At 66.1% G+C, this 12227-nt stretch carries 9 protein-coding genes and 1 CRISPR repeat array; of the genes, 2 read left to right on the top strand and 7 right to left on the bottom strand.

Features of this window, described 5'->3' with window-relative positions; all coding sequences use genetic code 11:
- Nucleotides 1–5: 5 nt before the first annotated feature.
- From JZ791_RS07520 to JZ791_RS07510, 3 genes are all read right to left on the bottom strand, one after another.
- Nucleotides 6–1508: a relaxase/mobilization nuclease domain-containing protein gene (locus JZ791_RS07520; protein WP_216893456.1), complete on the bottom strand. Its 1503-nt coding sequence runs from the start codon at nt 1506–1508 to the stop codon at nt 6–8.
- Entirely contained in the window at nt 1505–1915 is a 411-nt protein-coding gene (locus JZ791_RS07515) for a plasmid mobilization protein (RefSeq protein WP_216893455.1), read from the bottom strand. The genes JZ791_RS07520 and JZ791_RS07515 overlap by 4 nt, the downstream gene beginning before the upstream one ends.
- A 263-nt stretch (nt 1916–2178) precedes the next feature.
- A complete protein-coding gene (locus JZ791_RS07510) occupies nt 2179–2934 on the bottom strand; it encodes a DUF4145 domain-containing protein (RefSeq protein ID WP_216893454.1) in 756 nt (251 codons plus the stop codon).
- A gap of 297 nt (nt 2935–3231) precedes the next feature.
- Here JZ791_RS07510 and cas1 point away from each other — a divergent pair, with 297 nt between their 5' ends.
- A complete protein-coding gene (gene cas1 / locus JZ791_RS44790; protein WP_254205340.1) occupies nt 3232–3645 on the top strand; it encodes a CRISPR-associated endonuclease Cas1 in 414 nt (137 codons plus the stop codon).
- Nucleotides 3646–3812: 167 nt separating this feature from the next.
- Nucleotides 3813–4028 carry a CRISPR-associated endonuclease Cas2 gene (locus tag JZ791_RS07500; protein ID WP_254205339.1) on the top strand — a complete coding sequence of 72 codons (216 nt, stop codon included), beginning with the start codon at nt 3813–3815 and terminating at the stop codon, nt 4026–4028.
- Nucleotides 4029–4313: 285 nt separating this feature from the next.
- Nucleotides 4314–4921: direct repeats of the CRISPR family, unit length 33 nt; unit sequence GTGCCTCCGGCCGGAACGGCCGGACTCCATTGC.
- Nucleotides 4922–5172: 251 nt separating this feature from the next.
- Here JZ791_RS07500 and csb2 read toward each other — a convergent pair.
- The 4 genes from csb2 to cas3g are packed head-to-tail and all read right to left on the bottom strand — an operon-like array spanning nt 5173 to nt 11928.
- Nucleotides 5173–6549 (bottom strand): type I-G CRISPR-associated protein Csb2, encoded by a 1377-nt coding sequence (gene csb2 / locus JZ791_RS07495; protein ID WP_216893453.1) that lies wholly within the window; start codon nt 6547–6549, stop codon nt 5173–5175.
- 2 nt (nt 6550–6551) lie between these two features.
- Entirely contained in the window at nt 6552–7511 is a 960-nt protein-coding gene (gene cas7g / locus JZ791_RS07490) for a type I-G CRISPR-associated RAMP protein Csb1/Cas7g (protein ID WP_216893452.1), read from the bottom strand.
- Entirely contained in the window at nt 7508–9598 is a 2091-nt protein-coding gene (gene cas8g1, locus JZ791_RS07485) for a type I-G CRISPR-associated protein Cas8g1/Csx17 (protein WP_216893451.1), read from the bottom strand. Before cas8g1 ends, cas7g begins: the two co-directional genes overlap by 4 nt.
- Nucleotides 9598–11928: a type I-G CRISPR-associated helicase/endonuclease Cas3g gene (gene cas3g / locus JZ791_RS07480; RefSeq protein WP_216893450.1), complete on the bottom strand. Its 2331-nt coding sequence runs from the start codon at nt 11926–11928 to the stop codon at nt 9598–9600. Before cas3g ends, cas8g1 begins: the two co-directional genes overlap by 1 nt.
- Nucleotides 11929–12227 lie beyond the last annotated feature (299 nt).

Below are 12227 nucleotides of genomic sequence, written 5' to 3'. Positions count from 1 at the left end.
GGTCATTATCGGGTACTCCTGATAGTCGTCGGATGCGGTGGGACGGCGGCGGTGCGGCGGGCGGACTCGGTCGGGTGTGGCGGCCGACGGTCGGTGTTCGCTGTGGGGGCACGCCGTGGCTGCGTGGATGCGGTGGCGGCTACGCCGGTAGCGACGGCGCGGGCTTGCTCGGCGTGGTAGGGGCGCTCTCTGATCTGGTGCCAGTGGGCGACCTCGTTCACGAGTTCGGCCAGGGCGGTGGCGAGTTCGAGTATCGGGTCTCGGCGCACGCCGAGCAGAGTGCGCAGTGTGGCGAGGTCGGCGGCCACCTGTCGCAGCCGGCGCGCGGCCAACGCGGCGGGCGGTTCTGGGGGCAGGACGATGTGTTCGTAGTCGTGCAGCAGCTCGCGTAATGACGGATCGGAGGTGACGACCGTGTACGCGGCGAGCACGGTGTGCAACTCGTAGGCGATGTGCTCGGAGGCCCGCGAGTTCGGGTCGGTGCGAAGCCGGGACGCGGCGTCATGCAGGGCGGTCGCGGCTTCATCGAGGGTTTCGCCGGCCGGGCGCGGTTGAGTCGTGGTGGTCCATCGGCCGGTCAGTCGCGGCCACGACAGGTCGGGAGAGATGTCGCGGGCGACGGACCACCAGATGGGCTCGCCGGTGCGGGCGGACACATCGCCCGATGCGGCTACCGCCCAGCCGATGATGCGACCTCGGGAACTGCGGCGCAGCTGCACGAGTACACCGATCTCGCGCAGTCGCTCCAGCAGTTCGTCCGGGCCGTTCGCGAGGGCGGCCGACTCGCGAATCACTTGACGCAGCTGTACCCGCGCAGCCGTACCTGGTTGGGCGGTGTGCACGCCGGGACGTCCTGTGGCGGCGCGACGGGCGGCCTTCTCCTGTTCGCCGCGTGAGGGCTCCGGCGCGGTGCGCGACCGGCGCGGCGCGGCGGTGGCCCGCAGACCGAGCTTGGTCTCCCAGCGGCGTACGACCGCGCGGACTCGGGCGTAGTCGTTCTGTGGATAGAAGCGGCGCCCTGTGTCTTGGCGGACGAGTACGGCCGCGATGTGGATGTGGTCCGAGCCTGCCCGGTTCGCGCCGTGATGCACGGCGATCCATCGGCAGCCTCCCGTGTCCTCGGCCGGGGCGATGCCGGTGGCGGCCATGATGTCCGCTGCAAGGGATGCCCAGGTGTCGAAGTCGAGAAGGCCGTCGGCGGGGTCGAGAGTGACCGAGGCGTGCCACACATAGCCGTGCTTGGTGTAGCCGTACTTGCCGGGCAACGGCTGAACACAGGGCAGGCCAGCCGCGTCGGCGGCCGCGTTGACATGGGCGCTGAGTTTACGAACTTCACCAGGGGCATAGTCGAAGTCATCCGGACCGATGCGCAGCGGTTGCAGCGCGGCCGGGTCGGCCTGCCACGCTGCGATCACGGTCGGGCGGGTGTGTTCGTTGTGCCGACCGGGCCCCATCAAGTAGCCGACCAGTTTGGGCGCGTTCCAGCCCTTGCGGATCTTGCCGATCACGGCCGGTCCTCCCGCAGCCGGGTCATCAGCCAGTCGTCGATGCGGGCGACGACACGTCGTGTGAACGACAGGGCGGCGGCGATGTCGCCGACGGGTTCGCCGGTGGCGTTGGCGCGGGCGGCGATCTGGTTGAGGTTTCCGCCCGCCAGGCCGAGCAATCGCCGTAGTTCGCGGACCTCAGCGCGTAGGGCCTGTACATCGGCGCCGGTGCGCGGTGCGGTCGGAGGTCGTGGCAGCACACGGGCTTTCGCCGCGGCGACCGCGGCGGAAGCAGCGAAGGCCCCCGGTTCCAGTCCAGCGGCAGCCGAGGCTTGTTCGACAAGGGCGAGCTCGTCGGGGGTGTAGCGGACGCGGCGGTGAATGTCGCGCTTGGCCGCGGCATGGGACCGCCGGGCTCTGCCGACCACGCGACCACCGACCTCCCTGTTGTTCTAGTTGTTCGCCCCTGGACGAACAATTAGAACAACTAGACACACTCGAATCACTTTCGAGTGTGTCCGCGCCCGTCGCCGGGCGCAACGAAAAGGCCCCCTTTTCAGATATCTTGCTCCCCCGAAGTGGGACGTGTTCATCGTCAGTGAAGCTTCCTGATTCGACGGACTGCTCGCCATCGACGAGTCGACCAACTGCTCACTGACCGAGTGGCTCGATTACCGCCATGCTTGTTAAATCAACAGTCGACGGCTGACTCTGCTCGGTCTGACTGGTCACGGTAGGCGACGCTCTTTCGGTTGGAAGATGAGCGAGCACCCTTTCGGCTGGACCGGCCAGGTGGGAGTGCCTTCGGTTCATCTCTTCGTTCGATCGCTTCGCGGGCACCTGCGGGCAGGGTCTCGAACAGGGCCTCGACCTGCCGCGGCCGGGTGAGGACGTGGTGAACAACCAGGTTCAGTATTTCGAACAAGGCTGGCACAAGTTCGGCGTCACCGTCGACATCGAGTCGACCTGGATGGACCGCGTTGTTGCCGACCACTCGCAGAATGTCCATGGCCTTCGCGGCCGACGGCTCCAAGCCTCGCTGAACGAGGCGTCCGATCTTGTCGTTGACAGACCCTGCTCCCGGCTCCAACGTGTCGATCAAGTTTTGCAGGGCAAGGCGCAGGAGCCCTGCGGCGGCTCGCGGCGATATCGCGAGAACCTGACGGGCTTCCTCATAGGTCGCCAGGATCTCTGGAGGCATGTCCTCGTTGGCGCAGGGGCCGGGCAGCGTTCTGTTCGGCCAAACAAGCAGCTGGTGATGTCCCCACAGTGCGAGTGTGTCGCAGTGTGAGCAACAGCTCCACTTCCAACCGTGGTAGAACCGCGGCTTGACGTTCCACCACTTGGGCCATTCGACGTCGGTCCAACGTTGTGTGGCGTACACGTTGCAGTACGGGCATGAGAATGCGTCGCCCTCGTAGCTCGGCACACGACCGTTGCTTGCCATTGAAGCTCCCCCTCATCCGGATTCGAACCGGGGCCACATTACTCAATATGGCAACTCGTTGGCGAGCAGGTTTCACGTCGGGCAAGTCCTGCCTCGCCGGACAAGGTTGTCCCGCTCGAAGCGGACGTGTTCGCCAACAGCCGAACCCTGTTGCACCGCAATGCTCGCACCGACGTCGCGGAGACCAATCGCCGCGCTCGACCGGCTGTCACGGGCCGCACGCACGTGTGATACTTCGCGCCTCGCTGCTCGGCATCGAAGGCACCACTGCGCGCCTACTTCCTCTCGTTCGCGGACATGCTGTCGCCCGGCGCGGCGATGTTAGCCACGGAATTCTCGGCCAACGGCCGCAACCGGCAATCGCCACGCTATCCGGTCAACGCACTGCTGTCGTTCTGGTATGTGATGCTCACCAAAGACCTCGTCGTCACCACTATCGGGGTCGGCCTTGATCCGTATCTCGGTGTCTACCACCGTTCTCGTTGCGGTCGGCCTGTGCTCGCATTGGACCTCGCCAAGGAGTTCCGGCCACTCATAGCTGACTCGACGGTGCTCGGCCTGCTCAACAACGGCGAAATCGGCCCCTCCGACTTCATCCGCCGCGCCGGTGCCGTGGGCGTTGACGCCAAACGGACGCCGAACTGTGCTGCGCGCCTACGAGCGCCGTCTCGATCTCGAAGTCCGGCACCCGACCTTCGGATATCGGATTAGCTACCGCCGCGTCCTCGATCTGCAAGCTCGAATGCTCGCCGCCGTCATGGTGGGAGAACTGCCGGAGTACATTCCGATGACTACAAGGTGAGCGATGTCCCGCCGACGCTATCTCATCGCATACGACATCGCTGATCCCCGACGGCTCCGGAGGGGTCTGCACCCTGATGGAGGATCACGGGCGCAGGCTGCAGTACTCAGTGTTCGTTTGCGACCTCTCGCACGCCGAACTCGCCGAATTGGAAACCGCCGTGCACCACATCATCGACTTCAACGCCGACAGCATCATCCGCATCGATCTCGGCGACGCCGCCCACCCGGCACCGATCGTGACCACCGGACACCGTCGCTGGCGACCGCCGTCTGGCCCTCAAATCGTCTGACATCCCCACCCACAACTATGAACACGTCTGCGCATCCGCCCGATCCGCCCGCGTCTGGGATTCGGTACATTCGGTACACGAACAGCATGGTCCTGGATAACAACACAACGAATCACGGCGAGCGGTCAAGTGGTGGCACGACACGCCTTCACCGCTCGCACCCAGGTCAGAAGGGTTATCCCGCGCGTGCCGGGCACTGCCTCACTCGGCGTGTCGCACACACTATCCGGACTGCTCGCAAAGCCGGGCATTCCTGCAGGTCACACCCGCCACATTCACGGAGCTGTGCCTCCGGCCGGAACGGCCGGACTCCATTGCGGGTCCCACCCGTACCCGGATCTCGCGCGTGCGGGGGAGGTGCCTCCGGCCGGAAGGGCCGGACTCCATTGCGGGCTCAACGGTGCCGCGCGCTGGGTGCCGATGGACGCGTGCCTCCGGCCGGAACGGCCGGACTCCATTGCGGGCGGGAGATCCGCGCGTGGCGCGGGCAGTCGCTCGAGGTGCCTCCGGCCGGAACGGCCGGACTCCATTGCGGCGTGCAGGATGCGCGCGGGCGTCTCATGCTGTCCCCGCTCGTGCCTCCGGCCGGAACGGCCGGACTCCATTGCGGCAGGACGTCTACGATTGGGCTGGGCAGTTCCGCACGGTGTGCCTCCGGCCGGAACGGCCGGACTCCATTGCAGCCTGGTGGTCAGCACCGGCCCCCACGGGGCCAGCACCGCGTGCCTCCGGCCAGAACGGCCGGACGCCATTGCGGCCACGAGACCGCATTCTGTTTCGCGTCGGCCTACTGGGTGCTTCCGGCTGGAACGGCTGGACTCCATTGCTGCCAGATTTGCGTGGCGATCGACAGTATCCATCTGCCTCCGGCTGCAACGGCCGGACTCAATTGCGGCATCGAAGGACAATTGCACGATGTCGTGGACACTCACGTGCCACGGCTGGAACAGCTGGACTCCATTGCGGCACGGGCCAGGGCCCGCCAGGTGCCGGGCGCGGTTAGGACGTGCCTCTGGCCCGGAACGGCCGGACTTCCATTGCGGCTAGGCATCTAAACGGCTGTCAACACAAGAATGCCTCGGCCTGGTTCCCGGGGATTCGGGCCTGATGGTGCTTGGCTTGGGGATGGACGGCAAGCCCGGTGTCAGGTTTCGGGAGTGAACAGTCCGAGGCCGAAGTGGTTGAGTCGGCCGAGCGCGATGGGACCGGTGATCGGTTGTTCGAAGTGTAGGCGGAGGAATTCGGCGGGTTGGCGGGCTTGGCCTTGCTTTGTATCGCCTCTTCGGCGGGCGCTGGGGCGGTGGCGGACGAAGGTAGTCCAGGGGCGGTCGAGGAATTCGATGCTGGTTGGTGGTGGAATGTGTGGTGCGAGTTCGCGTTCGATCTCGCGGATGATGAAGCTGTGCCGGTGGTCGCGGTTCTTTTTCGGGTACCGGGAGGGGGTGAAGGGGGTGACGCTGCGCCAGGTTGCGGCCAGTTTGGCGAGTTCGGGGGCGATATGGCCGATTTCGCCGATTCCGGCCACCCGGACGGGGGTGTGACGTTTGTGGTCGTAGAGGGTGCGGACGTCACAGAGTGCGTCGAGTTCCTTGTCGGGCAGGGTGCCGGGGATCCAGACGACGAGGCCGGTGAGTCGGCGGTTCTGGATGATCGGCAGGTAGTGAGCGTGACCTGCGTTGCGCATCGGTTGGTTATCGAAGGTTCGGCCGCCGAGCATGGTGCCCTGCGGTGCGCGGCCCAGTTTGTCGATGGCCGCTTGGCGGAGGAGGTCGGTGTAGATCGCGCTGTGGGTGTCGGGGGGGAATGCGGGCTGTAGCAGGTCGAATCGGACTGCGGTGACCTGACGGGTTGGCCGTGGCGCGGTTCGGGATTGCGGGCGGTGTGCGGGCGGTTGACTCTGGTACGTGATAACTCGTGAACCGACGGGCAGCCGACGGCCGCTGCGGCGGACATCCACGGGGCGTGCCAGCAGTGCGTCCAGGTTCAGTGGGGTATCCGGCGCGAGGACAGGGACCGCTTCGCCCTCGGGCTTTTCGGCGTCGGCAGTTGGCCGCCATATCGTGTGTTGTCTTGGTGTCCAGGCGTTGTCGATGGAGCCGTCGCAGATGCTATCGGCGCGGCCGAGGTACGGCAGGGCTTCGGCGAGACGCTCCAAGATACCGCGTTGTTCGGGGTCGAGGTCGCATGGCCATGACACCGCGAGCTGGTCGTCAGGGCCGAAGGCAGCGAACGCGTCGAGGATACGGTCGGTGCCGTCCGCGGAGTCCGGGTAGTAATGGCGAGTGTGCGAGAGCGTATGGGGCGGTATGGAGAACGCGGGCGGCTCGGCGAGCTCGGTCAGCAGCGCGTGAACCATCGACTTGGGCAGTTCCGGGCATCGGTTCTGCCATACCGCGTACAGCGCACGCAACAGCCGCCACGGTGAGGGTGGCAGTTCGACGGCGCCCTCGTTGACATGCCGGTCCCAGGGGGTCGCGTGATATCGCCCGAGAGGGAACGTCAAGACCAGTGTGGTCGGCACGGTCAGCCTTTCTTCCCGGACCAATCGACGGTGATCGGGTCCCCGCTGCCGAAGATCCCGTTCGAGTTCGCGACGAGTTCACGCAGTTGAGCGGTGAGTTCGTCAGCGGACGGCAGTTCGGGCCCCATGCGGGCGTTCACCGGAGAGTTCAGCGTGAGGTCGCAGGCTGTGCGCAGCCGCAGACCACCGTCGAGCAGATGACGGATCTCCCACAGAGCCAGCGTCTGCAGGGTCGCGGTGGCGGCGTCGGGCAGACCATAGGACCGCAGCAGTTCGACGTCGACGACGAACGAGGCGGCGATCCGTTTGGCGGTCCATTCGGTGCGGCTGAACGGCACCGATCCGTATCCCTCCGACGTTCCGCCGGTGCCGTCCTCGCCGAGTTGATGCCGGACGCGGTCGGCTTTCCGGCCTCCGCTGACGGCCGGCTGCACGTCGTGGGCTTCGATGACTGCGGAGACAGCGCGGAGAAACCGTGGCTGGCCGAGCCATTGTTTGTGGGCGAAGAAAACCCCGTGCACGAGGCAGAATGGATCCAACACGGCCACTGCGGCGGCCATGGATCGGTAGTCCAGTGGCGTGTCGGCTGCCAGCTTAAGCCTAGTACCGATGACGTCGAGCATTTTCGCCCCGTCCAAGGTTGCTTCGCGCACAAAGGGCGAGGCAAGGCGGTGTGCCTCCAATCGGCTCGAGGTGAGGAATTCACCGGTCTTGGCTCGCACGACCCGGACCCAGGGCAGGCCCGCGACCGCTGGTGCGGGCTGGTTGTCTGCACGGTTCCATGCAGTGGCTTCCAACCGGTTCGCCATGGACTGCACCGATTCGACCAGCAACGCGTCGACGGGGTGACCGTCGTCGAAACGGGTGAACGTCGCGGCACCGATGTCGGGAAAACCGGTGGGCTGAAAGGTGCTTCCGGCGATCGGAGCGAGCTCGACGTCGTAAACGTACCGGTTGGTCATATGGTTTCCTTCTGGCGTGCGGTGATTCGAGGTGTGCCGACGACCGCGACCCGCGCCAGCGCGGCGCGGCGATCGGGCAGGGTGGGTGTCATGAGGAGGGCTGCGGCCAGGCGTGTGCCGTCGAAACTGCTGGCCGGGGAGGTGATCACGTACCGTAGTCCCGCGATGCGCAGTCGCCGGGCGGCATCGTGGAGAACTCGATCGGTGTGGTGCGCAGTGAGTCTTGCCACCCATTCGTGGCCTGGCCGGACGAACAGCGATCGTTTCTGGCCGTCGAGATCGGTGTAGTCGAGCTGCCCTGGATCGGTGAAGAGCGCGAGCAGGTCGGTGGTCGGATCGGATGCGGGCGCTCCCGGTAAGCTCGGCGCGCCTGTGACGGGCCGCCAGTCGACGCAAACCAGCCCTTCCAGTAGCGCCGCGATGCGGGTGTCGTCGACGGCGCCGAGGATGAAGGCGAGGACATCGGCGGCGTGCAGCCGCAGACCGTATTCGAACGCGATCCGGGCACCGCGCACCGACGGAACACGGTCGGCGACAGTCTCCAAGGTGGCCTGCGGAAATCCCCGGCGGCGCGCGATATCGGCGAGATCCGCGGCCAGCCGACTGTGCTCCAGGGGTGCACGAAGCCAGTCGACGAAGGTTGTCTTGCGGTCGCGGGAGGTCGCCAATGCCAACGCGATGCGCAGCTCGGGATCGGTCTCCAGGGCCGGTTTCAGGTGGTCGAGGAGTTTGACGCCGGAGGGCACGCGTGCTGCGCTGGTACTGCGCCGCACCGTGCCGGATCGGTCGGCCGCGGCCCGGCAGCGGCCGAGTGCTGCGAACACCTCGGCCAGGGCCGCGGCGGAACCGCTGGTGGCATGGCTGAACAGGGCTTGATCGAGAGAACGCAGTCGCGCCGCGACCTGGGCAGGCGGATCGGTGGAACGGACGGCGTCGCGCCAGCGGTCCAAGGGCGCCAGCAGATCGACCCCGCCCCGCACACCCACGGTGATTTGCCCGGCCGGCACCGCGATCGGGTTCTGGCCCAGCCGGTCCACGAAGACATAGCGCTGGAACGCCGCGATCCCGCGATCGACGCCCAGCGTCGCCGCGGCGCGCGCCATGTCCAGCCCGGATCGTGCCGCGCCCGAGTTCCAGTCCGCGCGGCCCTCCCCGAACAAGTGCTCCACCTCGGGGATCTGCATCGGCGACGGCCATTGCGGTGTCCACAACTCCGCCAGCGGCCGCTCCCCGGCGGCAGCGGAAGCGAATCCGGCCGCCGACCCCGCCACTTGGAAAGGCAACGCGGCATTGGCATACGCGGCGCCGAATTTACGCACCATCGCGGTAGCGAACAGCAGAGTGCCCTCGATCGCAAGCAGGAAAGTCCAAGGATTGCCCACGGAGTTCGGTTCATCGGACATGCCGACTCCGCCGGGATCGTATTGTCCCGGTGAATCTTTCGGTAGCAGTGCCCGGGGGACGCCGTCGAGTGCCGAGGCCAGCCATGCGGCGCTGTCGCGGTGCTCTAGCACGGCTCGTGCCTGCTGCAGATAGGTCGCCGAGAGGTCTTGGCGGCCGAGGTTTCCACCGGTGCCGAGCAATCGGGAATACGACGGGCTGTCCTCGCCGAGCGCGACCGCAGCATCCAGCCACGCCAACGCGGCGTCGGGAAGGTTGTTGCGGCACAACTGGAGTAGATCGGGTTTGTGCTTCTTGTCCCAGGGATCGTCGGCGCCGCGTTGCCGCAGCTCTGCAACCACACCATCTGCGGCGGACACGGCGCGCCGTAGGGCGCTCCGGCGGTCGTCGGTGCTGTCGCGGACCCACTGGAGAATCTTCTCCGCCGAGACGCTCTTGCCGTTCCCGGCGAAACCGGACCCGGAATTCCATGGTGACACCACAGATTCGGGGCGGAACGCCGTCGACAGCGTCTCTGTCAGATCCTCGACATCGTCGAAGGAGCTGTGCAGGACGTAGACGCCGGAATCCCAGCAACCGGCCACTGCTGGATCGAGCAGCCGATGCACCACCCGATGCACACCCAGAGCCGACAAGTATCCCGACAAGGGTGTCGTCCGGCACCCGGACAAGGCGAGTTCACCCATCACTCACCATCCTGACCGGCGCTGGCCTGCCAGTCCGCGGCCCGCACCGCTGCCTCACAGAACGCCAACCGGAACGGCCCCACATCCGGACGATCCCGCAAGCGCAACGCGCGCGCCGTCAGCGACTCCTGACCATGCGTGGTGTGCTGTAGTGACACGGTGACCGGCGGGATCGACCATCCGTTCAGATCGATACCGAGGGTGCTGCTGCCGTCCGCCACACCGAGCACAACGCCCACCGACTCGTCCTTGCGGCCTCGGATCGTCACCCGCACCTTTCCGTGATGGGCCGCAACCAGATATACGACGAGATCTGGTTCGGCAACATCCTTGAGCAGTCCGGACGATTCGTCCAGCAACCACAGCGCGCTGACCAGCTCATGGCGAAAATGCGGTGGTCTGTAGATCAGTCGATTACGGCTGGGCGACTTGCCCCACACCGAGGTGCGATCCGGTGGCGGCGAATCGGGATTCGCCGCCACCAACGCGGCTGTGAAGGTGGGGTGGGCCTTACCCAGGTCGTGCAACAACGCCGCGCGGACCACCGCAGCACACTGTTCAGGCGACAGGTCGAGCACGGAGTCGAACCGTGAAATCAATTCAGCAGCAGCCTGTTCGGTATCCACGAGATGCTTCGCCAGCGGTATCCACGAACCGTAGCCACACGACAGCGGATCATCATCGAAGCCGCTGTTGCCGCGCACCGGAACCGGGACCGGCTCGACCGGCAATCGGCTACCGGGATCGAACCCCCGATCAGGGAGGTATCCGCCCTGACTCGCGTCCATCACGATCACCGCACCTGGGCGCACATCCCGCGAGACGGCTGGCCGCCAGGCGCCGTCGGCCTGATCCCAGATGTGTGCCGACCCGCTAGCGGCCACGGCCTTCACGTCGCCGATCGGCGCTTGGCACAGTTCACTCCTGTCGACCGCCGGCATCTGCGGGGAGGGGTCACGCCAGGCCACCGACACAGTGCGGTCGGCCGCGTCCCGGATGAAGGGGCTCACGTCGATGTCATTGCCCGCGAGATCGGGCGTGGTATCGAACAGGTCCAGCAGGTCCCGTCGGCGCAGAACCGGATACAACGGCCGGGTCGCGGCCACATCCATTCCCGCGAGTTCCTGCCCGGTCACCGCAGTGCCTTCCAGTTTCGTCAAAGCCCTAGCGCTGCTGTCCACATCGCTTGCCTCATAGGGAAGATGTGCCTTGCCGCCGAGCGGGAGCGTCCACAACAACCGGGGCCGCTTGGCCCGGCCGTCGCGGTTACACCGCCCGGCACGCTGCACAATGGACGACCACGGCGCGGCCTCGGTAATCAACGTCTCCGAGGTAACGTCAACACCCGCTTCCAGAACCTGTGTCGCCACCACGATCAGCCCCTCGGCGTCGGGCTCGCTCAACGCTGCCCGCGTGTGGCGGTCACGATCCTCGGGGCGGAATCGCGAGTGCAGCAGCACAATCCGGGCAGCTGGTGCGAGCTTGCCTAGTGTGGCGTGCACGCCCAACGCCCGCTCCACCGTATTGACCACGACCAAAGTCCTTGTCCCCTCCCTGTGCTCATCGACAACACGGGCCGCCAGCGCCTTCTCGTACGTCCGTGCATCGGCAGCCAACGCCAGCCGGTGAACCGTCCGCGTCGCGGCCAACCGCCGTGCCAGTTCGTCGTCCCCGCTCGTGACATCCAAGACGCGCAGTTCGCGACGCAGATCAACTGTGGATAGTTCGGATTCGTCGATCGTTGCCGACATCCACATCGACTGGCACGGTATCGCGGTCCCGAACTCCTCGCGGAGCCCCTGCAACTGCAGCGAGGTCTGCAAACCAGGGCCCATCAACTGCACCTCGTCGAACACGAACTGCACACCGGCATGCAGCAGACCGAAACTCATCGGCCACGCAGCACGGGACTCGGCGAAGCCACGCATCAACAACCGTGACAACACCATGTCCTGGGTCCCCACGAAGATGTGTTCACCATCCGGGTGCGCCTTCCACTCCCGATCTGTCTTGTCCGCACCACCCATCAGGACGTGCACGCCGATCGAGAGGTCGAGCGCGGTCACCCACTCGCGCACTTTGCCGACGGTCTGCTCCACCAAGGTCCGCTGAGGCAACACCACCACCAGCCAACGCGGAGTCACCTCACGCACACCCGGATCCGGATGTGCGACACGCCGATACAACCATGGCAACACCGCCGCCAGCGTCTTGCCCGACCCGGTCGGTGCACGCAGCACCTCGGGCAGACCCCACTCGGCCATCCGCGTCTGATACTTGTACGGAACCTGCCCGCCGGTCGCCGTAGCGACGAAATTCTCGAACAACATGCTGATCCCCCAGGGAACGACCGCTTTTCGATACGCTCGGCACACAGTACGTGGCCCCACCGACAAGTTGCTGAGCATCCAAGAACTCGGGCCCGAAACAGGCAAAGTAGTGGACCTCGCCAGACTGATGGCAACGAACCACGTGCCAGTGCAACGGATCATGCATCAACGGCACGAACCCACAGCGTGAGCGTTCGGCTGCCGTGATTTCACCATTGGTCGCAGCGTGGTCCGCCGCTGCGGCGCAGTTATTTGGCATCATTGGAATAACTGCTCTGTTCGATGTGTCCCCGCACCCG

It is taken from the genome of Nocardia alni, assembly GCF_019038435.1.
Classification (GTDB): domain Bacteria; phylum Actinomycetota; class Actinomycetes; order Mycobacteriales; family Mycobacteriaceae; genus Nocardia; species Nocardia alni.
Note: the sequence above shows the minus strand (reverse complement) of the source record. Positions and strands in the feature narration are given on the sequence as shown.

Coding starts and splice junctions, on each gene's coding strand:
- JZ791_RS07510 (WP_216893454.1), bottom strand. CDS start 2,934: ATGGCAAGCAACGGTCGTGTGCCGAGCTACGAGGGCGACGCATTCTCA.
- cas1 (WP_254205340.1), top strand. CDS start 3,232: ATGCTGTCGCCCGGCGCGGCGATGTTAGCCACGGAATTCTCGGCCAAC.
- JZ791_RS07500 (WP_254205339.1), top strand. CDS start 3,813: ATGGAGGATCACGGGCGCAGGCTGCAGTACTCAGTGTTCGTTTGCGAC.
- cas7g (WP_216893452.1), bottom strand. CDS start 7,511: ATGACCAACCGGTACGTTTACGACGTCGAGCTCGCTCCGATCGCCGGA.
- cas8g1 (WP_216893451.1), bottom strand. CDS start 9,598: ATGGGTGAACTCGCCTTGTCCGGGTGCCGGACGACACCCTTGTCGGGA.
- cas3g (WP_216893450.1), bottom strand. CDS start 11,928: ATGTTGTTCGAGAATTTCGTCGCTACGGCGACCGGCGGGCAGGTTCCG.